Origin of the sequence: Mesorhizobium sp. WSM3626 (assembly GCF_000513935.1) — a bacterium.
Classification (GTDB): Bacteria; Pseudomonadota; Alphaproteobacteria; order Rhizobiales; family Rhizobiaceae; genus Mesorhizobium; species Mesorhizobium salmacidum.
This window is the reverse complement of record NZ_AZUY01000005.1, coordinates 21,818-47,201: the sequence shown is the minus strand read 5'-3', so window position 1 is coordinate 47,201 and position 25,384 is coordinate 21,818. Positions and strand designations below refer to the sequence as shown.

At 63.2% G+C, this 25,384-nt stretch carries 30 protein-coding genes; 14 read left to right on the top strand and 16 right to left on the bottom strand.

Annotated features, from left to right (window positions below; genetic code table 11):
* Positions 1-47 precede the first annotated feature (47 nt).
* Genes coaA through hisB form a run of 9 tightly spaced genes read right to left on the bottom strand, consistent with a single transcriptional unit; the run spans position 48 to position 5,822 of the window.
* Positions 48-1,007 (bottom strand): type I pantothenate kinase, encoded by a 960-nt coding sequence (gene coaA / locus M653_RS0105645; protein WP_027142439.1) that lies wholly within the window; start codon positions 1,005-1,007, stop codon positions 48-50.
* Between the two features lie 24 nt (positions 1,008-1,031).
* On the bottom strand, positions 1,032-1,355 hold the full coding sequence (locus M653_RS0105640; RefSeq protein WP_027142438.1) for a phosphoribosyl-ATP diphosphatase: 324 nt from the start codon (positions 1,353-1,355) through the stop codon (positions 1,032-1,034).
* A 60-nt stretch (positions 1,356-1,415) separates the two neighbouring features.
* Positions 1,416-2,210, bottom strand: coding sequence for an imidazole glycerol phosphate synthase subunit HisF (hisF, locus tag M653_RS0105635; protein WP_027142437.1), 795 nt, complete (start codon positions 2,208-2,210; stop codon positions 1,416-1,418).
* On the bottom strand, positions 2,207-3,043 hold the full coding sequence (locus tag M653_RS0105630; protein ID WP_027142436.1) for an arginase family protein: 837 nt from the start codon (positions 3,041-3,043) through the stop codon (positions 2,207-2,209). Before M653_RS0105630 ends, hisF begins: the two co-directional genes overlap by 4 nt.
* Positions 3,040-3,789: a 1-(5-phosphoribosyl)-5-[(5-phosphoribosylamino)methylideneamino]imidazole-4-carboxamide isomerase gene (hisA, locus tag M653_RS0105625; protein WP_027142435.1), complete on the bottom strand. Its 750-nt coding sequence runs from the start codon at positions 3,787-3,789 to the stop codon at positions 3,040-3,042. The genes M653_RS0105630 and hisA overlap by 4 nt, the downstream gene beginning before the upstream one ends.
* 4 nt (positions 3,790-3,793) lie before the next feature.
* A complete protein-coding gene (locus M653_RS0105620) occupies positions 3,794-4,084 on the bottom strand; it encodes a DUF1330 domain-containing protein (protein ID WP_027142434.1) in 291 nt (96 codons plus the stop codon).
* Between the two features lie 5 nt (positions 4,085-4,089).
* Positions 4,090-4,740, bottom strand: a complete 651-nt coding sequence (gene hisH, locus M653_RS0105615; protein ID WP_027142433.1) for an imidazole glycerol phosphate synthase subunit HisH — start codon at positions 4,738-4,740, stop codon at positions 4,090-4,092.
* A 1-nt stretch (position 4,741) separates the two neighbouring features.
* A complete protein-coding gene (locus M653_RS0105610; protein ID WP_027142432.1) occupies positions 4,742-5,218 on the bottom strand; it encodes a DUF2628 domain-containing protein in 477 nt (158 codons plus the stop codon).
* 4 nt (positions 5,219-5,222) lie between these two features.
* Positions 5,223-5,822 carry an imidazoleglycerol-phosphate dehydratase HisB gene (gene hisB / locus M653_RS0105605; RefSeq protein WP_027142431.1) on the bottom strand — a complete coding sequence of 200 codons (600 nt, stop codon included), beginning with the start codon at positions 5,820-5,822 and terminating at the stop codon, positions 5,223-5,225.
* Between the two features lie 231 nt (positions 5,823-6,053).
* Between hisB and hslV the strand changes: the two genes are divergently transcribed.
* The 5 genes from hslV (at position 6,054) to M653_RS0105580 (ending at position 10,243) form a co-directional block, all read left to right on the top strand.
* Complete coding sequence (gene hslV / locus M653_RS0105600) at positions 6,054-6,605, top strand: ATP-dependent protease subunit HslV (protein WP_027142430.1); 552 nt, start codon at positions 6,054-6,056, stop codon at positions 6,603-6,605.
* Positions 6,606-6,675: 70 nt separating this feature from the next.
* Positions 6,676-7,191, top strand: coding sequence for a GNAT family N-acetyltransferase (locus M653_RS0105595; RefSeq protein WP_027142429.1), 516 nt, complete (start codon positions 6,676-6,678; stop codon positions 7,189-7,191).
* 8 nt (positions 7,192-7,199) lie between these two features.
* Positions 7,200-7,799, top strand: coding sequence for a DUF2585 domain-containing protein (locus M653_RS0105590; RefSeq protein ID WP_027142428.1), 600 nt, complete (start codon positions 7,200-7,202; stop codon positions 7,797-7,799).
* Between the two features lie 4 nt (positions 7,800-7,803).
* The gene (hslU, locus tag M653_RS0105585; protein ID WP_027142427.1) at positions 7,804-9,114 is read left to right on the top strand and encodes an ATP-dependent protease ATPase subunit HslU; all 1,311 of its coding nucleotides are present in this window, start codon (positions 7,804-7,806) and stop codon (positions 9,112-9,114) included.
* A 169-nt stretch (positions 9,115-9,283) separates the two neighbouring features.
* Entirely contained in the window at positions 9,284-10,243 is a 960-nt protein-coding gene (locus tag M653_RS0105580; protein ID WP_027142426.1) for a DUF1402 family protein, read from the top strand.
* A 109-nt stretch (positions 10,244-10,352) separates the two neighbouring features.
* On the opposite strand, the gene M653_RS0105575 is transcribed toward M653_RS0105580, so the two are convergent.
* From M653_RS0105575 to M653_RS0105565, 3 genes are read right to left on the bottom strand one after another with little or no spacing between them, the layout of a single operon-like run.
* Positions 10,353-11,591 (bottom strand): FAD-dependent oxidoreductase, encoded by a 1,239-nt coding sequence (locus tag M653_RS0105575; RefSeq protein ID WP_027142425.1) that lies wholly within the window; start codon positions 11,589-11,591, stop codon positions 10,353-10,355.
* Positions 11,588-11,902 (bottom strand): MocE family 2Fe-2S type ferredoxin, encoded by a 315-nt coding sequence (locus M653_RS0105570; RefSeq protein ID WP_027142424.1) that lies wholly within the window; start codon positions 11,900-11,902, stop codon positions 11,588-11,590. The genes M653_RS0105575 and M653_RS0105570 overlap by 4 nt, the downstream gene beginning before the upstream one ends.
* A gap of 35 nt (positions 11,903-11,937) precedes the next feature.
* Positions 11,938-13,029 carry a fatty acid desaturase family protein gene (locus M653_RS0105565; RefSeq protein ID WP_027142423.1) on the bottom strand — a complete coding sequence of 364 codons (1,092 nt, stop codon included), beginning with the start codon at positions 13,027-13,029 and terminating at the stop codon, positions 11,938-11,940.
* Between the two features lie 165 nt (positions 13,030-13,194).
* On the opposite strand from M653_RS0105565, the gene M653_RS0105560 reads away from it, so the two are divergent.
* The 6 genes from M653_RS0105560 (at position 13,195) to M653_RS0105535 (ending at position 19,449) form a co-directional block, all read left to right on the top strand.
* The gene (locus M653_RS0105560) at positions 13,195-14,226 is read left to right on the top strand and encodes a LacI family DNA-binding transcriptional regulator (protein WP_027142422.1); all 1,032 of its coding nucleotides are present in this window, start codon (positions 13,195-13,197) and stop codon (positions 14,224-14,226) included.
* A gap of 386 nt (positions 14,227-14,612) precedes the next feature.
* Entirely contained in the window at positions 14,613-15,554 is a 942-nt protein-coding gene (locus M653_RS0105555; RefSeq protein ID WP_027142421.1) for a sugar ABC transporter substrate-binding protein, read from the top strand.
* Between the two features lie 109 nt (positions 15,555-15,663).
* The gene (locus tag M653_RS0105550; protein ID WP_027142420.1) at positions 15,664-16,740 is read left to right on the top strand and encodes an ABC transporter permease; all 1,077 of its coding nucleotides are present in this window, start codon (positions 15,664-15,666) and stop codon (positions 16,738-16,740) included.
* 2 nt (positions 16,741-16,742) lie between these two features.
* Entirely contained in the window at positions 16,743-17,510 is a 768-nt protein-coding gene (locus M653_RS0105545; RefSeq protein ID WP_027142419.1) for an ATP-binding cassette domain-containing protein, read from the top strand.
* Between the two features lie 113 nt (positions 17,511-17,623).
* Positions 17,624-18,619, top strand: a complete 996-nt coding sequence (iolG, locus tag M653_RS0105540; RefSeq protein WP_027142418.1) for an inositol 2-dehydrogenase — start codon at positions 17,624-17,626, stop codon at positions 18,617-18,619.
* A gap of 35 nt (positions 18,620-18,654) precedes the next feature.
* Positions 18,655-19,449, top strand: coding sequence for an SDR family oxidoreductase (locus M653_RS0105535; RefSeq protein WP_027142417.1), 795 nt, complete (start codon positions 18,655-18,657; stop codon positions 19,447-19,449).
* 35 nt (positions 19,450-19,484) lie between these two features.
* Here M653_RS0105535 and M653_RS0105530 read toward each other — a convergent pair whose 3' ends face one another.
* Positions 19,485-19,904 carry a type II toxin-antitoxin system VapC family toxin gene (locus M653_RS0105530; protein ID WP_027142416.1) on the bottom strand — a complete coding sequence of 140 codons (420 nt, stop codon included), beginning with the start codon at positions 19,902-19,904 and terminating at the stop codon, positions 19,485-19,487.
* 2 nt (positions 19,905-19,906) lie between these two features.
* Positions 19,907-20,152, bottom strand: coding sequence for a type II toxin-antitoxin system VapB family antitoxin (locus M653_RS0105525; protein ID WP_027142415.1), 246 nt, complete (start codon positions 20,150-20,152; stop codon positions 19,907-19,909).
* Positions 20,153-20,478: 326 nt separating this feature from the next.
* Here M653_RS0105525 and M653_RS0105520 point away from each other — a divergent pair, with 326 nt between their 5' ends.
* Positions 20,479-21,570 (top strand): 3-deoxy-7-phosphoheptulonate synthase, encoded by a 1,092-nt coding sequence (locus tag M653_RS0105520; RefSeq protein ID WP_027142414.1) that lies wholly within the window; start codon positions 20,479-20,481, stop codon positions 21,568-21,570.
* Positions 21,571-21,602: 32 nt separating this feature from the next.
* Here the strand turns inward: M653_RS0105520 and M653_RS0105515 are convergent, their stop codons facing one another.
* Positions 21,603-22,238: a LysE family translocator gene (locus M653_RS0105515; protein ID WP_027142413.1), complete on the bottom strand. Its 636-nt coding sequence runs from the start codon at positions 22,236-22,238 to the stop codon at positions 21,603-21,605.
* A 128-nt stretch (positions 22,239-22,366) separates the two neighbouring features.
* On the opposite strand from M653_RS0105515, the gene M653_RS0105510 reads away from it, so the two are divergent.
* A complete protein-coding gene (locus M653_RS0105510) occupies positions 22,367-23,071 on the top strand; it encodes a YafY family protein (protein ID WP_027142412.1) in 705 nt (234 codons plus the stop codon).
* Between the two features lie 71 nt (positions 23,072-23,142).
* Here the strand turns inward: M653_RS0105510 and M653_RS0105505 are convergent, their stop codons facing one another.
* Complete coding sequence (locus M653_RS0105505) at positions 23,143-24,252, bottom strand: Gfo/Idh/MocA family oxidoreductase (protein WP_027142411.1); 1,110 nt, start codon at positions 24,250-24,252, stop codon at positions 23,143-23,145.
* A 151-nt stretch (positions 24,253-24,403) separates the two neighbouring features.
* Between M653_RS0105505 and M653_RS0105500 the strand changes: the two genes are divergently transcribed.
* On the top strand, positions 24,404-25,249 hold the full coding sequence (locus tag M653_RS0105500; protein WP_027142410.1) for a MurR/RpiR family transcriptional regulator: 846 nt from the start codon (positions 24,404-24,406) through the stop codon (positions 25,247-25,249).
* Positions 25,250-25,384: the final 135 nt, after the last annotated feature.

The window sequence follows — 25,384 nt, the reverse complement described above, 5'->3', positions numbered from 1 at the left end:
NGGNGNGGCGGGCTTGTGGACGAGCCCGCCACGCCGGGTTCTACCGGCTATAATTTGCGCAGCGCCACTTCCTGGACCAGGTGGTCGGCGCCCTTGCGCAGGATCAAGTCGGCGCGGGCGCGCGTCGGCAGGATGTTTTCGCGCAGGTTCTTCAGGTTGATGTTGGTCCACAGGCCTTCGGCGATCGCCTTGGCCGCATCCTCCGACAGCTGCGAATAGCGGTGGAAGAAGGAGTCCGGATTGCGGAAGGCGGTCTCGCGCAGCCGCATGAAGCGGGAAATATACCAATTGTGGATCAACTTCTCGTCGGCATCGATATAGATGGCGAAGTCGAAGAAGTCCGACAGGAAAGGCACGATCTTGCCGTCCTGCGGCAGCTTGCCCGGCTGCAGCACGTTGATGCCTTCGAAGATCAGGATGTCGGGCCGGTCGATGGTGACGAACTCGCCGGGGATGACGTCATAGGTCAGGTGCGAATAGACCGGCGCGCGGACATCGGGCAATGCCGACTTGATGCCTGACAGGAAACGCAGCAGCGCGCCGACATCGTAGCTGTCGGGGAAACCCTTGCGCTCCATCAGGTTTTCGCGGCGCAGCACCTCGTTGGGCAGCAGGAAGCCATCCGTGGTGATGAGATCGACCTTGGGGCTCGACGGCCAGCGCGCCAGAAGTTCCTTGAGCACGCGCGCCGTGGTCGATTTACCGACCGCGACCGAACCGGCGATGCCGATGATGAACGGCGTCTTGGCCACGTCGACGGCGTTGAAGAAGGCCTGGCGCTGCCTGAACAGAAGCTGGCTCGCCTCGACATGCGCCGACAAAAGCCGCGACAGCGACAGATAGATGCGCTTGACCTCTTCGAGGTCGACCGGGTCGTTGAGCGAACGCAGGCGGCGGAACTCGTCCTCGCTCAGCGTCAGCGGCGTATCGGCCCGGAACCGCGACCATTGCTCGGCCGAGAAGAAGCGAAACGGGGAATATTTCTCGGTTGGCGCGAGCTGATCCATCGAGATACCTGCCCTCCCTCCCGATCAGCCCTTGGGCCGTGACGCCTTCTCGGCGATGCCCGAACGCCGGGTGCGGCCTTCGAGCTCCTTGAGCACGTCATCCAGCGGAACGCCCGCTATGCTGAGAACAACGAGCCAATGATATATAAGATCGGCGCTTTCCGAAACGAGGGCCTGTTTGTCGCCCTTGACGGCGGCGATCACGGTCTCGACCGCCTCTTCGCCGAGCTTCTGCGCCGCCTTGTCGATGCCGCGCGCGAACAGTTTGGCCGTCCACGAGTCCGGATCGCCGGAATGGGCGCGGTCGCTGACGATTTTTTCCAGGTCGGAGAGCGAAAATTCGGCCATATCAGTCTATCTTCTTGTTTAAGCCGGATTTTTCCCAGAAGCCGGCTTCGGGAACATGCTCTAGGACCTGTTACCGAGCGAGTCCAGCCGCATCGGCAGGCCGGCCTCGGCCATATGCGCTTTGGCTTGCGCGATGGTGTAGGTGCCGAAATGGAAGATGGAGGCCGCCAGCACAGCACTTGCATGGCCGTCGCGAATGCCTTCGACCATGTGGTCGAGCGTGCCGACGCCCCCCGATGCGATGACCGGCGCGCGCACCGCGTCCGATACCGCGCGGGTCAGCGCGATGTCGTAGCCGGCCTTGGTGCCGTCGCGGTCCATCGAGGTCAACAGGATCTCGCCGGCGCCGCGATCGACCATTTGGCGCGCGAATTCGACGGCGTCGATGCCGGTCTTTTCGCGCCCGCCATGGGTGAAGATCTCCCAGCGCTCGGCCTCACCGGGGCCGGACACTCTCTTGGCATCGATGGCGACGACGATGCATTGGTTGCCGAATTTGTCGGCGGCTTCGGCGACGAAATCCGGGTTCTTCACCGCGGCCGTGTTGATCGACACCTTGTCGGCGCCGGCCAGCAGCAATTTCCTGATGTCGGAGACCTGGCGCACGCCGCCGCCGACGGTCAGCGGCATGAAGCATTGTTCGGCCGTGCGGGCGATGACGTCGAAGATGGTCTCGCGATTGTCCGACGAAGCGGTGATGTCGAGAAAGCAGAGTTCGTCGGCGCCGGCGGCATCATAGGCCTTGGCTGCCTCCACCGGGTCGCCGGCGTCGATGAGATCGACGAAATTGACGCCCTTGACGACACGGCCGTCCTTGACGTCGAGGCAAGGGATGACGCGGGCTTTCAGCATCAGCGGCCCTCTATCGTGGCAAGCAGATCGTTGAGCAGTTGGCCGACCAGCGGCGGCACATCGGCCTGGGCATCGAAGGCCGGATCGTAAGCGGAAACGGTGATGCCGACGACCGGCACCGCAAGCGCCACGGCGCAGGTCGCGTCGCGCATCTGCTCCGGGTTCGGCCCGCCAGGGGTGACGTAGCGGTTGGCCTGCAGCGCCTTGGGATCATGCACGTCGAGATCGAGATGCATGTGCACGCTGTTGGCGCCGGCTGCTTTCAGTCTTTCCGTCGCTTGCGCCACACCGGGACATTCCGTCCGGATGACCGGCAACGTTTCGAGAAGCTTTTCCTCCGCCGGATCGAGATCGCGGGCGTTGACGAGCACGCAGCGCGCGGGATCGATCGGCCTGAAGCCGGGAATGGCCGTCGCCATCGGGCGCCAGCACAGGCCGAGCACCGTCGATAGCGCCATGCCATCGAGAAAGCCGTATACGGACGTCTCGGGCGTGTTGAGGTCGCCATGCTGGTCGGCCCAGATGATCGCATCGGCGCCGTCGCCGGCGACCGCGCCGGCACTGGTCAGGCAGTTTCCGGCCAGCACGATGGGAAACCGCCCCCTGTCGCGGGCAATGCGGACCTCGCCCGAGACGGCGTTGCAGACGGCAAAACCAGTGGCGATCTCGCGCTCCTGGTCGGCGCCGACCCTGCCGATGTCCTCGACCGTGACGTCGTGACCGGCAAGGGTCAGGGCATCGACGAGCCCGCCTGATATCAGCGCGTCGGGCCCCTGGCCCATGCCGCCGTGATAGTGGCCGCTGTCATAGGAGGCCAGGATGAGTGAAACCTTCACGATCGCGCCTCCGTCGCCGGCCGGCCCTGCAGGATCGCCAGCGCCTCGGCCGGGTCGATGCGGCCATCATAGAGGGCGCGGCCCGAGATCGCGCCTTCGAGTTTTTGCGCGTCGGGCATGGTCATGCGCACGATGTCGGCGATCGAGGCCAGCCCGCCGGAAGCAATGACCGGGATCGACACGGCGTCGGCGAGGTCGATGGTGGCGTCCCAGTTGATGCCGGTCAGCACGCCGTCGCGGTCGATGTCGGTGTAGATGATGGCGGCGACGCCGGCGCCTTCGAATTTCCTGGCCAGTTCGATGACGCCGAGGCTCGAGGCCTCGGCCCAGCCTTCGACGGCTACCTTGCCGCCCTTGGCGTCGATGCCGACGGCAACCTTGCCCGGAAACGCCTTGCAGGCCTGCCTGACCAGATCGGGATCGCGCACCGCCACCGTGCCGAGGATGACGCGGGCCAATCCACGGTCGAGCCAATCCTCGATCTGCTCCAGCGTGCGGATGCCGCCGCCGAGCTGCACGGGGTTCTTTGTCGCTTTGAGGATGGCGCCGACCGCGGCGCTGTTGACGCTCTGACCCTGGAAGGCGCCGTTCAAGTCGACGACGTGCAGCCACTCAAAACCCTGCTCTTCAAAGGCTTTGGCCTGTGCTGCCGGATCGTCATTGTAGATGGTCGCGGTCGCCATGTCGCCGTGCTTGAGGCGCACGCACTGGCCGTCCTTGAGATCGATGGCTGGAAACAGGATCATACGTTCAGGCGCCTTCAACGATGACGAAATGACCTGATGAAGCGGCAAGCCGGAATTTGGAGGCATGCTGATATTCAGGCGAATGATAGCATTCGACCGCCTTGTCGAAAGACTCGAACTCGACCAGCACATGGCGGTTGCCGGTAGGTCCTTCCGGATTTTCGTGGCGGCCGGCTCGCACGGCGAATTTCGCGCCATACTTCGCGAACGCCACAGCATTGGCCTCGATGTACTGTTTATATATCTCGGGGTCGCGGACATCGATCATCGCCATCCAGTAGCCCTTCTTGCTCATGGTGTTCAGGGCCTCCAGCGCAGGAAATTCGTGATCAGCGCCAGGCCCAGCGCCTGGCTCTTCTCCGGATGGAACTGCGTGCCGGCGAGATTGTCGCGGGCGACCGTGGCCGTCACCGGGCCGCCATAATCGGCGACTGCAACGACCTCGTCCGGGTTCTTTGCATCGAGATGGTAGGAGTGGACGAAATACGCATGCAGGCCCGACGCGCCGGTCGGAATGCCGGAAAACAGCGGGTGCTGGCGCCTCAATTCGATCGTGTTCCAGCCGATCTGCGGGATCTTCAGCGCCGGATCGGAAGGCGTGATCTCCTTGACGTCGCCCGATATCCAGCCGAAGCCGTTGGTGATGGTCTTTTCTAGGCCGCGCTGCGACATCAGCTGCATGCCGACGCAAATGCCCAGGAAAGGCCGGCCCATGGCGATGGCGACGTCCTCGACCGCCTCCCACATGCCCTCGACGGCACGCAGGCCGGCCGCGCAGTCGGCGTAAGCGCCGACGCCGGGAAGAACGATGCGGTCCGCGGTGCGTACACGGTCGGCATCGGCCGTCAGGTCGATCCGCGCCGATATGCCGGCCTCGCGCGCGGCGCGCTCGAAAGCTTTCGTTGCCGAGCGCAGATTGCCCGAACCGTAGTCGATGATCGCAACCCGCATCTCAGCGCCGTCCCGGAATGTGGGTCAGCCCCAGCGCCATGCCGGGCTGCGTCGGGCGCGCCAAAGCGGCATCCGGAACGATGCGCGGCGCGGGTGCTGCCTCATCCGAAAGACCTTCAGCTTCCAGGGCATAGCGGATATCGGCATCCGCGAGCCAGCCGGCCTCGACGACGCCCCATTCATGCCAGCCGCGGCGGCGCAGCGCCGCGATGCGCCATCCCTGGCCCTCCAGCCCGACATAGAGCGAGACGAGCAGCGACAGCAGCGAGCCGGCGACACCGAGGCCAAGTTTCTGGCCAAGCATCGAAAGCACGCCCATGACGACAAAGGTGAGCGCCGCTTCGACCCACAGCCGGTGCCAGGCAAGCCACAGCGGCGGCACGAGCAGGCCGAGCCAGGTGAAGCCGTCGCGGACCAACGTCGTCGTGTCGACTTTCTCGCTACGGCCAGGTGGCTCCATCACGACATAGGCGGTCATGAGGCTATCCCTTCAAAGAACCCTTGGTGGAGGGAACCGCGTCAGGCTGGCGCGGATCACGCTCGAGCGCGGCGCGCAGCGCGCGCGCCACCGCCTTGAAGCAGGTCTCGGCGATATGATGGTTGTTGGCGCCATAATGGTTGGTGACATGCAGCGTGATGCCGGCATTCTGCGCCAGCGCCTGGAAGAATTCGCGCACCAGTTCGGTGTCGAAGGTGCCGATCTTGGGCGACGAGAACGAAACGTTCCAGACCAGGAAGGGCCGGCCCGACACGTCGATCGCCGCACGCGTCAGCGTCTCGTCCATGGCAAGGTCGATCGAAGCGTAGCGCATGATGCCGCGCCGCTCGCCCAGCGCCTTGGTCAAGGCCTGGCCGAGCGCAATGCCGGTGTCCTCGACCGTGTGGTGGTCGTCTATGTGCAGGTCGCCATTGGCCTTGACGGTCATGTCGATCAGCGAATGGCGGGAAAGCTGATCCAGCATATGGTCGAAGAAGCCGACGCCCGTGGCGATGTCCGATTTGCCGGAGCCGTCGACATGGATCGAGACCGAGATGTCGGTTTCCGCAGTCTTTCGGCTTGCATCGGCGGAACGAGGCGCCATTACTCTATCCTTGTGCCAGTGGTTCAGATCGTGACCGGTTCACGGGCCTCAAGCGCTCGCTGGCTTGAAAACGAGAGCCTTCTAGCAGCATGATCCGGCGATTGCCAGTTGCGATCCCGGCCGCTATCGAGCCGTTTGCAATCATTGGCCCCGTGCATACATATGGCCGATCAAAGTTACTCGTACCGCGCCAATCGCCTTTTTTGGGATGGCGCTGCTCGGAGCCAGGACATGTCTGATAATCTGACCATGCACGCCACGACGATCGTGACCGTGCGCAAGGGCAACAAGGTGGTGATCGCCGGCGACGGCCAGGTCAGCCTTGGCCAGACCATCATGAAGGGCAATGCCCGCAAAGTGCGCCGCATCGGCAAGGGCGGCAATGTGATTGCCGGTTTCGCGGGTGCCACAGCCGACGCCTTCACGCTTTTGGAACGCCTCGAAGCCAAGCTCGAACAATATCCCGACCAACTGACGCGCGCTTGCGTCGAGCTTGCCAAGGACTGGCGCACCGACCGTTATCTGCGCCGGCTGGAGGCGATGATGCTGGTTGCCGACAAATCGGTCTCGCTGGCGCTGACCGGCAACGGCGACGTGCTGGAGCCCGAACATGGCGTCATGGCCATCGGTTCGGGCGGCAATTACGCGCTGGCCGCGGCGCGCGCGCTGATGGACAGCGACAAGGACGCCGAGGAGATCGCCCGCAAGGCGATGCAGATCGCGTCCGACATCTGCGTCTACACCAACAATAATTTCGTTGTCGAAACGCTCGATGCGGCTTGATAAGGCCGACCATGGTCCCGAACCGCAGGACCGCGTAAGCGAAAAGTGGACGCCGGTTTTCGGAAAGACCATGATCCAACCAGAAAATAGCTACGATTTTCGGCCGGTGACCAAAAAGGACCTGCCGATGATCGCAGGCTGGCTGGCCGAGCCGCATGTTGCAGAGTGGTGGGGCGATCCCGAGGCGGAAATCGCGGAGATTGCCGATCATATAGACTCGATTTCCGTCGAGCCGCTGATCGTTGAGCTCGACGGCCGGCCGATCGCCTATCTGCAGAGCTACGATCCGCATCTGGAAGACGGCCATCCCTATGCCGATCAGCCGTTCGGCACGCTCGGCATAGATATCTCGATCGGCCGGCCGGAACTCATCGGCATCGGCCATGGCTCGGCGATCGTGCGTCAATTCGTCGAAGACCTGTTCGAGGAAGGCGTACCGCGTGTCATTATCGACCCCGACCCAGCCAACATCAGGGCCATCCGGGCCTATGAAAAGGCGGGATTTCGGGCCATTGATCGCAGACAGTCGATCTATGGCGACGCCGTGCTGATGGCGATCGATGCCGAAGACGCGCAAGAGGGGTAATTCGGGACATGGTCACGGCCAGCGAGGACAAGAGCCTTTCCGCTTACGAGGATAGCTGGCGGATGGGACTGCTGATCGTCGCCGGCCTGCTCGTCGCCCAAGCCGTCACGCTCTACCTGATGAGCCATCCGCCGATCTGTACCTGCGGCTATGTCAAGCTGTGGCATGGGGTGGTGAACAGTTCGGAGAATTCCCAGCACATTTCGGACTGGTACACCTTTTCGCACATTATCCACGGCTTCCTGTTCTACGCGCTGGCCCGGTTCCTGTTCCCGCGTTCGCCGATCGGCTTGCGGCTGGCATTCGCCGTCCTCGTCGAGGGAGGCTGGGAAATCCTCGAAAATAGCCCGTTCATCATCGATCGCTACCGCGCCGGCACCATTTCGCTCGACTATTACGGCGACAGCATCATCAATTCGGTGTCCGACACACTGGCCATGGTGCTGGGATTTGTGATGGCGCGAAGGCTACCTATATGGGTGATCGTCAGCCTCGCCATCCTCTTCGAACTGGGTACCGGCTATCTCATCCGGGACAATCTGACACTCAACGTGATCATGCTGCTGCATCCGTTCGAGACCATCAAGCAGTGGCAAAGTGGAATTTAGTGATATGAGCACATTTTCTCCCCGCGAAATCGTTTCGGAACTCGACCGCTTCATCATCGGCCAGAAGGACGCCAAGCGCGCCGTGGCCATCGCTCTGCGCAACCGCTGGCGCCGCCAGCAGCTCGAAGGCCAGATGCGCGAAGAGGTGATGCCGAAGAACATCTTGATGATCGGCCCGACCGGCGTCGGCAAGACCGAGATTTCGCGCCGCCTGGCGCGGCTCGCCGGCGCGCCGTTCGTCAAGGTCGAGGCGACCAAGTTCACCGAGGTCGGCTATGTCGGCCGCGACGTCGAACAGATCATCCGCGACCTGGTCGAAATCGCCATCGGCCTGGTGCGCGAGAAGATGCGCGAGGACGTGAAAGCGCGCGCCCATGTCAACGCCGAGGAACGGGTGCTGGAAGCGCTGGTCGGCAAGACGGCGAGCCCGGCGACGCGCGATAGCTTCCGCAAGAAGCTGCGCGAGGGTGAGCTCGACGACAAGGAAATCGAGATCGAAGTGGCCGACACCGGCAATGGCGGCATGCCCGGCTTCGAGATTCCCGGCATGCCGGGCGCCAATATCGGCGTGCTCAACATCAACGACATGCTGTCGAAGGCGATGGGCGGCAAGAAGACCAAGCTGCGCAAGACCACGGTGAAGGAATCCTACGACCTGCTGGTCGGCGACGAGTCCGACAAGCTGCTCGACCAGGACGAGGTGGTGCGCCGCGCGCTCGACGCGACGGAGAATGACGGCATCGTCTTCCTCGACGAAATCGACAAGATCGCCGCCCGCTCGGACATTTCGGGCGGCCCTTCGCGAGAAGGCGTGCAGCGCGACCTGCTGCCGCTGGTCGAAGGCACGACGGTGGCGACCAAATACGGGCCGGTGAAGACGGACCACATCCTGTTCATCGCTTCCGGTGCCTTCCATGTCTCCAAGCCGTCCGACCTGCTGCCGGAACTGCAGGGCCGCCTGCCGATCCGCGTCGAGCTGCGCGCGCTGGAGAAGGAGGACTTCGTACGCATCCTGACCGAGACCGAGGCGAGCCTGATCAAGCAGTATATCGCGCTGATGAAGACCGAAGGCGTTGAGCTCACCTTCACTGACGACGCCATCGATTCGCTCGCCGGCGTCGCCGTCGATCTCAACGCCAGCATCGAGAACATCGGCGCGAGGCGGCTGCAGACAGTGATGGAGCGGGTGCTGGACGACATCTCCTATGATGCGCCGGACCGCAACGGCACGGCGGTCACCATCGACGCCGCCTATGTCCAGAAGCATGTCGGCGACCTCTCCAGAAACACGGATTTGTCGCGGTTCATCCTTTGAACGAGGGCGCCGGAGCAGGCCGGCGCGGTCATGCAACAACGTCCGGCAGGAGCCATGTGTGGCCAGATGGTACCATCTGGCCACCTTTCGTCTCGCCGGATGATGGGGCGCTCTCGACTCGACCAAGTGCTTTACCTAGTTTGCGCCGCAATTCTCTAGGCGGCGGCGCATGAAAAAACTCATCTTGGTCATTCTCGGCTTGACGCTGGCGGCGACGCTGTTCGCCGCCGACGCGGCGACATTGGTGCCGGCGGGAAACCGCAATACCGAGCAGCCAGACATTCCCGGCGCCTCGAGCCGCCGCACGCAGGCGACCAACACCACCTTCCAGGCGAAGTACCGCAAGGTCTACGCGCTGCTGCAGAACGACGCCGATCTGCGCGCCAAGATCAAGAAGGCAGCGAGCGCCTATGGCATCGACCCCATGCACATCGTCGGCGCCATCGTCGGCGAGCACACCTACAATGTCGACGCCTACGACCGGCTGCAGACCTATTACGTCAAGGCGATCTCCTACCTATCGAGCAAGCTCTCCTTCGCCTATGACGGCGAGGACATCACCGATTTCGTGCAGCGGCCGGAATTCAAGAAATGCGCCGCGATTTCGGACAGCTACGATCTGTGGGAATGCCGCGAACAGGTCTGGAACCGCTCGTTTCGCGGCAAGACTGTCGGCGGCGAGGATTTCCCCGACAACCGTTTCGGCGCCACCTTCTTCCAGCCCTACTATGCCGGCCAGACCTTCGGCCTCGGCCAGCTCAATCCCCTGACCGCCCTGCAGATGAGCGATCTCGTACACAAGGTGTCGGGCCTGCCGAAGCTCGACGTCTCCGATCCCAATTCGGTCTACAAGACCATCATGGATCCGGACCTGACGCTGCCCTATGTCGCGGCGACGATCAAAAAGTCGATCGACGCCTATAAGAGCATCGCCGGCTTCGACATCTCTGGCAATCCGGGCGTGACAGCCACACTCTACAATGTCGGCAATCCGGAGCAGCGCGCCTATGCGCTGAAGGCGGAAAACGACAGACGCCGCGGCACCGGTGAGCCGGAGAAGCTGCCGGAAGAGAATTATTACGGCTGGCTGGTCAACGACAAGCTGGCGGAGCTCAAGGCGCTGTTCTAAGGACCTCTACCTCCCCTTCGTGGCGAGATCGGACCGAAAGATCCGGGTAAGGGGCCGGTGCAGTCATACGCAATTGCCCTGCAACAAGGGAGAGGGCGGCCAACTTCACTCAGGCCGCCAGCAATGCCTTCAGCTTGACTTCAGGCGATCCCAGCGCCTCCGGTGCGGGCTTGGCCCGCTTGCCGATCAGCATTTCGGCCAGCCTTATGTCGCGCGCGACCGCATTGCCCGGGCCGATGCCGCTCGCCGCCACCAGCCTGCCGTCCTCGGCGAGATGGAAGAGGATGAAGGCGCCGTCACCGAGATCGCGACGCACAAGGACGCGGCCTTCGTCGGAGAGGCCGGCGATCTGCAAGCTCAGCCCATACTGATCCGACCAGAACCACGGCACAGCCGCATGCGCCTCGCCGGCGCCAAGCATGTTCTTTGCCGCCAGTGCGCCCTGTTCCTGTGCATTGCGCCAGGCCTCCAGCCGCACGCGGCGGCCGCCATAGACGGCGAGCGGAAACGAGCAGCAATCGCCGGCGGCGAAGATGTCGGGATCAGCGGTTTGCAGGTAGGCATCGACCGATATGCCGTTTTCAATGGCCAGGCCGGCTTCGGCCGCGAGCCCGGTCACCGGCACGGCGCCGATGCCGATGACGGCGAGGTCGGCCGATATTTCGCGCCCGCGGGCAAGCGTCACCCGCACCTCCTTGCCGTCGTCGGCGATGGAGGCGATGCCTTCCCCGCAGACCACGTCGACACCCTCGGCGACATGCGCTTCATGGATGATTTCGGCGATCTCGGCCGGAACGCCGCGCATCAGGATACGTGGCTGCGCCTCGATGACGGTGACCGAGGCGCCGAGCTTGCGCGCGGCTGCCGCAAGTTCAAGGCCAATGAACCCGCCGCCAATGATGGCGATGCGGTTGCCGGCACGAAGATGGGCGCGAATGGCCAGCGCGTCGGCGAAGGTTCTGAGATAGACGCAGCGCACGCCAAGCCCAGGCATCGGCAGCTTGCGCGGGGTCGAACCGGTGGCCAGCAGCAGCTTGTCGTAGGCCAGCACCGAGCCGTCCGACAAGTGCACCGTGCGCGCCGCCCGATCGATCGCCACGGCCTGGACGGAATGGACGTGCCGGATCGATTTTTCGGTCAGGATCTCGTCGCTGGCGATCGCCTTGATTGCGGGCGCATCGCTGGCCATCGCCTCCTTGGACAGAGGCGGACGTTCATAGGGCAAATGCGGCTCGTCGCCTACCAGCGTCACCGGCCCGTCATAGCCGAGATCGCGCAAGGCGAGCGCCGCCCGTCCGCCGCATTCGCCGGCTCCGATGATCACCATCCCGGGTGCCATGCCGGTCATCCGATCTGAACCAGGATTTTGCCGGCGTCCACCTTGACCGGATAGGTCCTGAGGTTGACGCAAACCGGCGCGCCCCTGGCCGCGCCGGTCTTGTAGTTGAAGCGGCCATTGTGCTTGGGGCATTCAATGATGTCGTCCATCACCAGCCCGCCGGCGAGATGCACCTTCTCATGCGTGCAAAGTCCGTCGGTGGCGAAATATTCGTCGTCCGGGCTGCGATAGATGGCGAAGGTGCGCCCGCCATGGTCGAAGCGCATCACGTCTTCTTCGTCGATGTCACCGGCGGCGCAGGCCTCGACCCAATCGTCCATTCAGTCCTCCCCTGGGATCGCACGGCGGCGCGTGATTATTCAGCCGCGACCGCGACGGCGTCGTTGTGGAATTCCTCGCGGTACGGCCTGGCGGTCGGCGGCAGCTCGCGCTTGAGGAAATAATCCTCGTTGCGCAGCTGGCGGCGGAAGACCGGGATCATCTCGCGGTAGCCGGCCAGGATCGACGGCGTCGGCGCCGGCAAATCGTGCTTGATCAGCGCGTGCAGCTTCGGCAGCGCATGGTAGGGCACCATCGGGAACATGTGATGCTCGACGTGGTAATTCATGTTCCAGTAGATGAAGCGGCTGATCGGGTTCATGTAGACGGTGCGGCTGTTCAGCCGGTGGTCGGTGACGTTGTCGGCGAGGCCGCCATGCTGCAGCAGGCCGACCATCACGTGATGCCAGGCGCCATAAAGCCTGGGCAGGCCGACCAGCATCAGGGGCAGGAAAGATCCGGTGGAGAGCGCCAGCGCGATGGTCGCGGCATAGATCGCCGTCCAGATGCGGGCAACACGGATCGCTTTGGGCTGCTCCTGTTCGGGAATGAAGGTCTTCTCCGCCGCGCTGATGTTGCCGGCGGCATTGCGCAGCATGTCTGATATCGCATGCCAGGCGTCGAGCACGCCGACAAAAGCGAGAACGAGGCGCACCAGGTCCGGCGGCCGCATGACCGAAATCTCAGGATCGCGGCCGACGATGATGGTGTCGGTGTGATGGCGCGTGTGGCTCCAGCGCCAGGTCACCGGATTGCGCATGATCATGAAGCAGGCGATCTGATAGACTGCGTCATTCATCCACTGCGTGCGGAACGCCGTGCCGTGGCCGCATTCGTGCCAGCGGGAATCGGTGGATGAGCCGTAGAGCACGCCATAGGCGAAGAAGAACGGCACGCACCACCAGCTGCCCCAGAACCAGGCAGCGCCGGCACCGCTGATGATGAGGGCGGCCAGCCAGATCGCCGTGTCGCGGATCGCCGGGCCATCGGAGCGCTGCATCAGCTCCTTCATCTGCTTGCGGGGAATGTCGGTATGATACCACTCGGCCGCCGACAGCCCGTGTTCGACCGCAAGCCGGGCGTCGCGGCCGATCAGGCTGTAATCACGCCGGGACGGCGCTGCGGTCATGATTGCCTCCCAAGGCAGGGCATTCGCCATGCGAATGCCGATCACCAACTAACTCCTTGCTCAGAAATAACGCCGGGCCATGATAGACTCAACATCATAAAGATAGTTTCTATCATTTCCTATCAAAGTCAGGTATCGATATCGGGCAATCGAACGAGGGCGATCATGGCGAAACGGCCGACCATCACTGATCTGGCGCGCGTCTCCGGCGTCAGCGTTGCCACGGTGGACCGCGTGCTCAACAATCGCCTCCCAGTGCGGGAGGAAACCGCGCGCCGCGTCTACGAAACCGCGACCGAGATCGGCTATCACGCCGCCGGCCTGATCAAGCAGCGGATGCGCCAGGAACTGCCCGAGTATCGTCTGGGCTTTCTGCTGCTTCGGGGCAATGACGTTTTCTATGGTGATTTCGCTCGGGAACTCGAGCTGGCGGTCGCGCAATCGCAGCGCTTCCGCGGCGTCGCAACCGTCGATTTCGCCAGCTCTCTGGCCCCGGACGACATCGCCGCCCAGATGCGCAGGCTGGCGGCGAGATCGCGGGCCATTGCCGTGGTCGGCCCGGACCATCCGACGCTCACCGCCGTCGTNGAGGCGCTCAAGGCCAGGGGACTGCCGGTCTTCTCCCTTCTGTCCGACTTCGCCGCCGGCGTCCGTGAGGGCTATGTCGGCCTCGACAACCGCAAGGTCGGCCGCACCGCGGCCTGGATGATCGCCAGGGCGGCGAGGGCGCCTGGCAAGGTCGCCCTTTTCGTCGGCAGCCATCGCTTCCATGGCCATGAGCTGCGGGAGATCGGCTTCCGCTCCTTCTTCCGCGAGCATGCGCCGGATTTCAGCGTGCTGGAGACGTTGGTCAATCTCGAGGCCAATCAGGTAACCCATGACGCGATGATCGATCTTCTGGCGCGGTATCCGGATCTCGTCGGCTGCTACGTCGCCGGTGGCGGCATGGAGGGCGCCGTCTCGGCGCTGCGGGCAGCGAAGCCTGGCAACATGCCGGTGGTCGTCTGCAACGAGATCAACGCCGAATCGCGCGCCGCGCTCGCCGACAACATCCTTACCATGGTGATCTCGACGCCGCTTGCCGCGCTCTGTCGTGAGCTCGTCGATCGGATGGCGCATGCCATCGAAGCCGGCGCGGCCAATGCGCCGGGTCAGATCTTCCTGCCCTTCGACATCTATTTGCCGGAAAACATCTGAAGCAAGTTCGGGAAAATGCGCAGCGGCTTTCCGTCCGGGACGCGCCAGGACGAGCGATAGGGCGTTTCGATGAAGCGACAGAGCGCTCCTGCAGTCCGCCGCCACGAACCGCCCGCCAGAAATGATAGAATCTATCAGAGCAGGCAGAAAATCGCGCGCCCGAATTTGGAATTGCCCTTGACGCCCCAACGTCAAATGGAATAAATATTTCACTAGATGTGGGTTTTGGTTCTTTCGTTCCGGAACATCCGTTCAAGGCAGTTCGGCGTCCAGCCGTTGGCGGCACGCTGCGGAACGAAATGGATATCAGGGAGAGATTCCCCAGGCAGATCGGGGATTCCGGAGAGATCGGTGCAACCGGACACCAAAAGTGGAGGAGAGATACAATGAAGAAACTGCTTTTGGGCGTCGCCTTCGCGGCGCTGATGAGTTCATCGGCCATGGCCGCCAAGATCGGCGTCTCGATGGCCAAGTTCGACGACAACTTTCTCACCGTGCTGCGCAACGGCATGATCGAGCAGGCCAAGGGCATGAGCGGCGTCGAGCTGCAGGTCGAGGACGCACAGAACGACGTTGCCAAGCAGCTCGACCAGATCAAGAACTTCGCCGCTTCGGGCGTCGACGCCATCATCGTCAACCCGGTCGACACCTCGGCCACTCAGGCGATGTCGGATGCGGCCGCCGCGGCCAAGATCCCGCTGGTCTACGTCAACCGCCAGCCGGTCAATGTCGACACGCTGCCCGACAACCAGGCCTTCGTCGCTTCCAACGAGGCCGATTCCGGCACGCTCGAGACCAAGGAAGTCTGCCGCCTGTTCAAGGAAGCCGGCAAGAAGGAAGCCAATGTCTATGTGATCATGGGCGAGCTTTCCAACCAGGCCGCCGTGCAGCGCACCAAGGATATCGATGATGTCATCGCCACGCCGGAGTGCAGCTTCATCAAGATCATCGACAAGCAGACGTCGAACTGGGATCGCGACCAGGCCCAGAACCTGATGACCAACTGGCTGTCGACCGGCAAGAAGTTCGACGGCGTCATCGCCAACAATGACGAAAGCGCCATCGGCGCCATCCAGGCGATGAAGGCCGCCAACATCGACATGAAGGCAGTCGTCGTCGGCGGCGTCGACGCCACTCAGGACGCGCTTGCCGCCATGCACGCCGGCGACCTCGACGTAACCGTGTTCCAGGATGCGGCCGGCCAGGGCGCCGGGGCGCTGGATGCAGCGCTCAAGCTGGCCAAGGGCGAGAAGGTCGAGCACAAGGTCTATGTGCCCTTCCAGCTCGTCACCCCGGCAAACATCGACAAGTTCCTGAAGAAGAACTGAGCCGCGGACATACGGAGCGGCGCTCTCGCGCAAAGACAGCGCCGCTCCCATTTCCCTCGGCGCCTGACAGCTGCTCGAGGAACGGCCGCGGCTGACGGAGGATAGAAGATTGGCACAGACATCTCACGGCGTCGGCGGGGTCAGCTATGACGCCAAGAAGCGCACATGGCCGGCCGAATTCAACGTCTTCCTGGCGCTCGTCATCCTTGTCGTCATCTTCGAACTGATCGGCCGCATCTTTCTCGGCGACAGCTTCCTGTTCAACACCCGCAGCGATGTCTCCGGCATCTTCAACGAGGCGCGCCTGCAGATCATCATCCTGCAGGTGTCGATCGTCGGCATCATCGCCATCGGCGTCACGCAGGTGATCATTACAGGCGGCATCGACCTGTCCTCGGGCTCGATCGTCGGCGCGACCGCCATGATCGCCATGAGCTTCGCCCAGGTCGCGACCGTCAACGGCAACCCGAATCCCAAGGCGATGTTCCTGGCGCAGGGCTGGACCGACCTGCCGGTGATCGTCCCGGTGCTGGTGGCGATCGGCTGCGGCCTGCTCGCCGGCTTCGTCAACGGCGCGCTGATCGCCTATACGCGCATTCCGCCCTTCATCGCCACGCTCGGCATGATGGTCACCGCGCGCGGCATCGCCAAATGGTGGTCCAAGGGCCAGCCGATCTCGTTCCCGACAGACAGTTTCGCCGCGATCGGCAAGGGGCTGATGCCCGTCATCATCTTCCTGTCGCTGGCCGTGCTGTTCCAGCTGATCATGACCTACACCAGATACGGGAAGCATTGCTATGCGATCGGCTCCAACGAGGATGCCGCGCGCATGTCGGGCATCAAGATCGCCAACCATAAGATCCTGGTCTACGTCATCGCCGGCATTCTTGCCGCGCTCGCCGCCGTGGTGCTTTCCTCCAAGAACCTTACCGCCCAGGCCGGCATGGGCGTGATGTACGAACTCGACGCCATCGCCATGGCGGTCATCGGCGGCGTCTCGCTGTCGGGCGGCCGTGGCTCCATCATCGGCACCGTGATCGGCGCGCTGATCTTCGGCGTCATTATCTCCGGATTCACCTTCCTGCGCCTCGACGCCTACTACCAGGAGATGGTCAAAGGCGTGATCATCGTCGGCGCGGTCGTTCTCGATCAGTGGCGCCAGCGCATGCGGGCATTGAGGGCTTGACCATGTCAGATATCGTCCTGAAGACCGAAAACCTGACCAAGCGCTATGGCGGCGTGCATGCGCTCCAAGGCGCCAACTTCGAGCTGCGCAAGGGCGAGCATGTCGCCATCATGGGCGACAACGGCGCCGGCAAGTCGACCTTCGTGCGCCAGATCACCGCCGTCGAGCAGCGGACCAGCGGCCAGGTCTGGTTCGACGGCAAGGAAGTGAATTTCGCCGGCCCGATCGAGGCGCGCGAGGCGGGCATCGAGACGGTGTTCCAGAACCTGGCGCTGGCCGACGATCTCGACGTGCCGTCGAACCTGTTCCTCGGCCGCGAAAAGGTGCTGTTCAATCTCGGGCCGTTCTCCATCCTCGACCGCAAATACATGCGCAAGGCGACCGAGGCGGCGCTGGTGCGCACGGCGGTGAAGATCCCCAATCTGTCCAACACCATTCGCCATATGTCGGGCGGCCAGCGCCAATGCGTGGCGATCGCCAGGACGGCCACCTTCGCCTCCAAGCTGATCATCATGGACGAGCCGACGGCAGCGCTTGGCGTGCAGGAGACCGCGCAGGTCGAAAACATCATCCGCACGCTGAAGGACAATGGCGAGCCGTTGATCCTGATCAGCCACAACATGCGCCAGGTGTTCGACCTTTGCGACCGCATCGTGGTGTTCCGGCGCGGCCGCATCGTCGCCAATCTGCGCAAGGAGAATACCGACGGGCAGGACATCGTATCGTATATCACCGGCGCCAAGACCGGCGAGGCGGAACTCGCGGCCTGAGGCCGGGCGCGGAGGCGACGGTCATCGCCTTCCCGTCGATTTGTCTTGACCGGAAAATCATCTAGCGCCCATGACCGGCGCCCCGCTTCGAACCATCCCCAGAGGAAATTTCCATGACTGTTCGCTTCGCCCTCCTTGGTGCCGGCCGCATCGGCAAGGTCCACGCCCGCGCCGTCGGTTCCAACCCCCAGGCAAAACTGGTCGCCGTTGCCGACGCTTTCGAGAAGGCGGCGAGCGAACTGGCTGGAGCCTATGGCGCCGAGGTGCGCACCATCGACGCTATCGAAAAATCGAAAGACATCGATGCGGTCGTCATCTGCACGCCGACCGACACGCATGCCGATCTGATCGAGCGTTTCGCCAAGGCCGGCAAGGCGATCTTCTGCGAGAAGCCGATCGACCTCGACGTCAAGCGGGTCGAGCAGTGCCTGGCGGTGGTCGACAAGACCAAGGCGACGCTGATGGTCGGCTTTAACAGGCGCTTCGATCCGCATTTCGCCGCCGTGCGCAAGGCGATCGACGACGGCGCCATCGGCACCGTCGAGATGGTCACCATCACGTCGCGCGATCCCGGCGCCCCGCCGCTCGATTATATCGCCCGCTCCGGCGGCATTTTCCGCGACATGACCATCCATGATTTCGACATGGCGCGCTTCCTGCTCGGCGAGGAGCCGGTCGCTGTCAGCGCACACGCTTCGGTGCTTGTGGACAAAAAAATCGGCGAGGCCGGCGATTTCGACTCGGTCAGCGTCATCCTTGAAACCGCATCGGGCAAGCAGGCCGTCATCTCCAATTCGCGCCGCGCCACCTATGGCTACGACCAGCGCATCGAGGTGCATGGCTCCAAGGGCATGGTGGCGGCCGAGAATCAGCGGCCGGTGTCGATCGAGCTGGCCAACGAGAAGGGCTATACGCGCCCGCCGCTGCACGATTTCTTCATGACCCGCTACCTCGACGCCTACGCCAACGAGATCGCCGCCTTCATCACCGCGGCGACTTCAGGCAAGAAGGCGGCGCCGAGCGGCGCGGACGGCCTCGTGGCGCTCAGGCTGGCCGATGCGGCGCTGAAGTCTGCGACCACGGGCAAGACCGTCCGCTTGGACAAGTAAGAACGCATCCGGACCCAACGCACAGGAGCAGAGCGATGAGTGCATCCGCCGATCGCAATTCGAACACACGCGCCATCGTCACCGGCGGTGCGCAAGGCATCGGCTTTGCCGTTGCCGAAGCCCTGGCCGACGAGGGCTGCCGGGCGCTGGCGCTCATCGGCCGCTCGCAGGAGAAGGGTGACAAGGCAGTCGCCCATTTCAAGAAATCAGGCGTCGACGCCATCTTCATCAGCGCCGACGTTTCGAAGGTTGCCGACTGCAAGCGCGCGGTCGCCACCGCGCTCTCCCATTTCGGCAGCATCAACGCGCTGGTCAACGCCGCGGCCACCTCCGCGCGCGGCTCACTGGTCGAGACATCGGAAGAGCTCTTCGACCAGATCTTCGACACCAATGTGCGCGGCCCGTTTTTCCTGATGCAGGGCGTGGTGGCGCATCTGCTGGAGAAAAAGGCGCCCGGCTCGATCGTCAATGTGCTGTCGATGTCCGCGCATACCGGCCAGTCCTTCCTCACGCCCTATTCGACCAGCAAGGGCGCGCTGATGACGCTGACCAAGAACGTCGCCAACGCCTATCGCTTCAACCGCATCCGCTGCAACGCCGTACTGCCCGGATGGATGGACACCGAGGGCGAGGACATCGTGCAGAAGAAATGGCACGATGCGCCCGACGACTGGCTGGCGAAGGCCGAGGCCGCGCAGCCGATGGGCCAGTTGGTCAAGCCGGACCAGCTCGCGCGGCTGATCAGCTACATGGTCAGCCCGCAATCGGGCGTCATGACCGGATCGCTGGTCGACTACGACCAGAGCGTCGCGGGATCGTCGCCGGAATAGGTTCATGCGGGCAGTCCGCGTGGCGCACCTTGAACCTATCGTATGTCTGTCTTTGTGAAATCCTGACCGGTGTAGAGCAAAGCCAAATCATATGCCTTGCAACAGGCATAGGAAAAGCAATCACCCATGTTGAGCTGCGCCGGCGAATTGACACCCTTGCCGTAGCTGCGTGCCGCTTCGACAGCGAGCCGCCCGACCTCGGCCGAAATGAGGACCTCGCCGATCCCCAAATCCTGCACGAAACGGTCCACGGCGGCATTCGCCTTTGCGATTGCCGCCGGTTCCACGGGTGAAGGCAGGGGGGTCTTTGAACGCGCCAAGGCCATTGCGGTCTCGAAACGAACGACCGCCGAAATGAAGAAAGGCCCGCCGTGGGCATCCATCCGGGCGGCGAGTTCTCCTGCCGTGGGTTCTGGGCGTAACAGAGCGACAACCGCCGACGCGTCGATGAACAAGCTCATAGCCCGCCTGAAAGCTCGTCCGAATAGGCTTTCATATCGAAGTCCGGATTATCCGCTCCGATTTCGCCAGCCATTCTGACCGCCTCCGCCAGGCGTTCCGACACAGATTGGACACTGCGGGCGCGCTCGATTTCATGCGTCAGAGCGCGGCGAACCGCCTCGGCCTTACTCGGCGCTTTTGTGAGGCGCTGCACCTCAAGAACCAGCCGGTCGACTTCCCGGTCCTTTACGTAAAGCGGCATTGAAGCATATCCTTTTTGGCATATCCAACATATGCATTCTTACATATCTATGCAAGTCCGTCATCAGATGCGTGACATTCAACGCGACTTCAGCTATACGCCCACTCATGATCAACCTGACCGCCACGTATTGGTACTTTAGGAGCTCGCTGGCGGCGGGAGGATTGCGCTCGATCTGAAGATTGCAGCAACAAGATCCGAACAGCCGCCAGACCTGGCGGCTTTTTTGTTTCAGCCGGCAGGTTCCCAAACATAGTTTTACGCAATTCCGGACGGAAAACCGCTACGCACTTTTCCTGGAATTGCTCTAACAGGAGCAGAAAGCCGTGTTGACCACCACAGACGACCTTCGGGTCAAGGAACTTAGACTGCTGAGCACGCCGGAAGAGGTGATGCGCGAGATACCGCGCTCACTGACGGCGACACGCACCGTTGCCGCCTCGCGCAACGCCATCCATTCCATCCTTACAGGGGCCGACGATCGACTTGTTGTCATCGTCGGCCCTTGTTCCATCCACGATCCGGTCGCGGCCGTTGACTATGCCAGCCGTCTGGCGGCGCTGCGCGAGGCCCTGGCCGACCGGCTCGAGATCGTGATGCGGGTCTATTTCGAAAAGCCGCGCACGACGGTCGGCTGGAAAGGCCTGATCAACGATCCCGACCTCGACGGCAGCTTCAACATCGACAAGGGGCTGCGGATGGCGCGCAACGTGCTTTCCGCCGTCAACAATCTCGGCCTGCCGGCGGCGACCGAATTCCTCGACATGACGACGCCGCAATACATTGCCGACCTCGTCGCCTGGGGCGCCATCGGCGCACGCACGACCGAGAGCCAGATCCATCGCGAACTGGCCTCGGGCCTCTCCTGCCCGGTCGGCTTCAAGAACGGCACCGACGGCAATCTCAGGATCGCCGGCGAGGCGGTGAAGTCGGCCGCCCAGCCGCATCATTTCATGGCGGTGACCAAGGGCGGACGCAGCGCCATCGCGGCGACGACGGGCAACGAGGATTGCCATGTCATCCTGCGCGGCGGTGTTCAGCCCAACTATGATGCGGCAAGCGTCGAGGCCGCATCCGTGGAACTCGCCCGCATCGGCATCGCGCCGCGCCTGATGATCGACGTCAGCCACGCCAACTCGAGCAAGAAGCCCGAGAATCAGCCGAAAGTGGCGGCCGATGTCGCGGGCCAGGTGGCGGCGGGCGACGAGCGCATCATCGGCGTCATGATCGAGAGCAATCTCGTCGCCGGCCGGCAGGACGTCGTGGCCGGCAAGCCGCTGGTCTACGGCCAGAGCATCACCGATGGCTGCATCGACTGGGCGACCACCGAGACCGTGCTGCACGGCCTTGCCGGCGCCGTCGAGTGGCGCCGCTCGGCCCGCCGCGCCATGCTGGACAGCCGGCAAGGGGCAGCCTGATACGATAGTGATAAGGGCGGCGCCAACCGGAATTACGCCGCCCTCAAGCCTTCCCATGCAGTGAACACGGAGACCGCAAACAGCAGCAGCCCGGCCGCCCGGCCGGCGAATGCTGTCGCCCGCGGATTGGCGACCAGCAGCTTGCGGCTGCGGCCGGCTGATATGGCGAGCCCGCCATAGATCGCGGCCTGCGTCAGCACGGTCAGCAGGCCCATGATCGCCGCCTGCATCCAGATCGGACCGTAGTGCGGTTTCAGGAACTGCGGGTAGACAGCCAGGACGAAGAGATAGGCTTTGGGATTGATCAGGCAGGTCACGAAACCCTGGCGAAACGCCTTCCATGAGGAACGGCTGCCGGCCGGTCCGTCATGCCCGACGGTAATCGAGCTGCGCATCAGAGTGAGGCCGATGAATGCCATGTAGGCGGCGCCGGCAAGCAGCAGTGGCTTGAACAGGATCGGCACGAAATGCATGAGCAGGCCGACGCCGACAGCGCCGTTCAGCGTGTGCACCATGCCGCCGACCATGATGCCGCCGGTCGCCGCCAGGCCCCTGTCGCGCCCACCGGTCAGCGCATTGGCAAGCACGAACAGCATGTCCATGCCTGGAACGGCGATGATGCCGAACAGGAGAAGAAAGAAAAGCCAGAGATTTTCCGCGTAGCTCATGTCAGTTGCCTGTCGCTTCCTGCCGGCGTGCCGCCAAGGAACTTGTTGATTTTCAAGCCGATGGGCGATCCTATAGATCGAGCCAACTGACGATGGTGTGTCAGTTGTGATCGCAGCCGGTGAGAAAAATGCGCAAGGCCTCGCGCCTGTTCGAGATCATTCAGATCCTGCGGCTGGCCAGCAGGCCAGTGACGGCGGCGATGATTGCCGGGCAGTTGGAAGTGACGATACGCTCGATCTACCGCGACATCGCGGCTCTGCAGGCCATGCGTGTCCCGATAGAGGGCGGCCGTGGCATAGGCTACATACTGCGCCCCGGCTTCGACCTGCCGCCGCTGATGTTCTCGATCGAGGAGATGGAGGCGATCGTGCTATCGCTGGCGCTGCTGGAGCGCACCGGAGACGACGAACTCAAGCAGGCGGCCAAGCGCGTCAGCGCCAAGATCGCCGGCGCGGTGCCGCCGCCCTTGCGCCAGACGCTCGAGGCCAATGCGTTGCACGCCTGGGGCTTCGCCGCACCCTCCGTCGGCACGATCGACCTTGCGCTGGTGCGCCGCGCCATCCGCGACGAGGAGAAGCTCGATCTTTCCTACCGCGACGAACTCGGCCGTGCCTCCGAGCGCCTGATCCGCCCGATCGCGCTGATCTATTACGCCGAGACCGCCAACATCGTCGCCTGGTGCGAATTGCGCCAGGCAATCCGCAATTTCCGCAGCGACCGCATCGAGGATTGCCAGCCGACCGGGTTAAGCTTCAAGGGCGAAGGCGATAGGTTGCGGAAGGTGTGGGTCGATGGGTGGGAAACGCCGGCGGTGATTACCGCCCAAGGATGACGAAATCGAGAAAGCTTCGGCCGACGCGAATGGACCGTCGGCAACCTCCCATGTCGACGAACTACATGCCTCTACCTAACATCCACCCAGCGCTTTTCCTCATAAGAACGCGCCATCGCATGCACGGTGCGCTCGATCTCCAGCCCTTCGGCGAACTCGATGAGCCGGGCCGGCTTGCCGGCAAGCCGCGTCAGCAATTCATGGCATTCGATGATCTTGAGGTCGTTGAAGCCGAGGCTGTGGCCGGGCGCCGGTACGAAAAGGTCGTAGGGCTTGTGCTGCGGCGCCACCAATATGGTGCGATAGCCCTGTTCGGTCGGCCGGTCCGACGTCAGGTAGAGCTGGAATTCGTTCATCCGCTCCTGGTCGAACAGGATCGCCCCCTTGGAGCCGAAGATCTGGATGGCGATGCGGCCCTTGCGGCCCCAGGCCGAGCGGTTGACCTGCAGCGTGCCGGCAACGCCGTTTTCCAGATGCATCAGCACGCTGGCGATATCGTAGGTCTCGACCGCGCGGCGCCCGCCGGCCGCCAGCTTGCGGTCGGCATAGGGCTTGGCCATGTCGCAGATGACGCTGGCGACGCGGCCGAACAGCGCCGTGACCAGCGACAGCGGATGCACGGCGAAATCGTCGAGCGCGCCGTAGCCGGAAGTCGCCTCGTGCTTCCAGAAGAACAGCGCCTCGGGATCGGCCATGAAATCCTCATCCATCTCGATGCGCAGATGGTTGACCTCGCCGATGATCTTCTCGTCGAGCAGCGCGCCGATGTGACGGATGGCCGGGCTCTGGATGTAGTTGTAGCCAAGCGCCGCGACCTTGCCTGATTTCTTGGCCGCGGCTGCCATCGCCTCGGCTTCGGCAAAGCTCGGGGCCATCGGCTTTTCGCACCACAGATGCTTGCCGGTTTCGAGGACGGCGATGGCCATCTCCGGATGAAACTGGTTGGGCGTGGTGAGCGAGACGATATCGACTTCGGGATCATTGACCACAGCGCGCCAGTCGCCGGAGGCCTTGGCGAAGCCGAACTCGCCGGCCTTGCGCCTGGCGAGATCCTCGTTGATCTCGCCGAGATGGACGAGCCTTGGCTTGGTCGCGTCGGGAAAGACCGCACCGACCGCACTCCACGCGATGGCGTGGCATTTGCCCATGAAGCCCGTGCCGATAAGACCTACGCCGACCATTTTTCGTTCCTCCGTTGGCATGACTGCTGTGTGGATGAATTAGTCCATTTTCTCCAGGAATGGAATGTCTGCCTCATTTTTTATGGCGTTCTTGCGCAGGCCGGCTATGATGGGGCAGAGAGAGCTTCCAGACAGCCTGAACAGAGCGACGATGGACGAACAGGTACCTCGCGACTTCGAGACGCTGCGCGCCACCATTCTGGACCGGCGCGAGAGCTTGCCCAAGCGCATCGCCCAGATCGCCGCCTATGCGCTCGACAATCCCGACGATATCGCCTTCGGCACCGCCGCCAGCATCGCCGCTTCGGCCGGCGTGCAGCCCTCGACCCTGATCCGCTTTGCCCAGCAACTCGGTTTCGACGGCTTTACCAGCCTGCAGCAGGTGTTCCGCGAGCGGCTGCGCGAGCGCAACTCCTCCTATGACGAGCGGCTGCAAGCGCTGCGCGCCAAGGCCGAAGGCGGCGCCGGTCACCGGGCGATCTTCGACGGTTTCATCGCCGCCGCCAGCACCTCCCTCAACGATATTTCCCGCACGCTGGATGACGCGCATCTGGAAGACGCGATTTCGCTGCTGGCAAAGGCGCAGACCATCTATGTCCTGGCCAAGCGGCGCTCCTATCCCGTGGCGAGTTATATCGCCTATGCGCTCGGCAAGCTGAAGATCCGCAACCAGCTGATCGAATCGGCCGCCGGCCTGAATGCCGAGATGGTCGGCTTTGCCACGCCGGCGGACGCCGTCATCGCCATCAGCTTCTCGCCCTACGCGCCGGCCACGATCGAGGAGGCGCGCGCCATTGCCGAGCAAGGGGTGCCGATCGTTGCCATCACCGACAGCTCATTCTCGCCGCTCGCCCAGTTCGCCAGGGTCTGGTTCGAGGTTGCCGAGGCGGATTTCGCCGGCTTCCGCTCGCTGTCGGCGACAATGGCGCTGGCCATGGCGCTGACCGTCGGCGTCGGCGAGAAGCGGCGCGACGCTGTTCGCAAGCGCAAGGCTTGATCGAGCACCCCATCAAGGCAATTTTAGCCTAGGGAATGCTCATTCCATATTGACTATGGATTGGAATTATTATTTCATATTGCCGGCGCCACGCTGCCGCTCGCGCGTGTTACCCAAAACAATGTTGTCCATGAC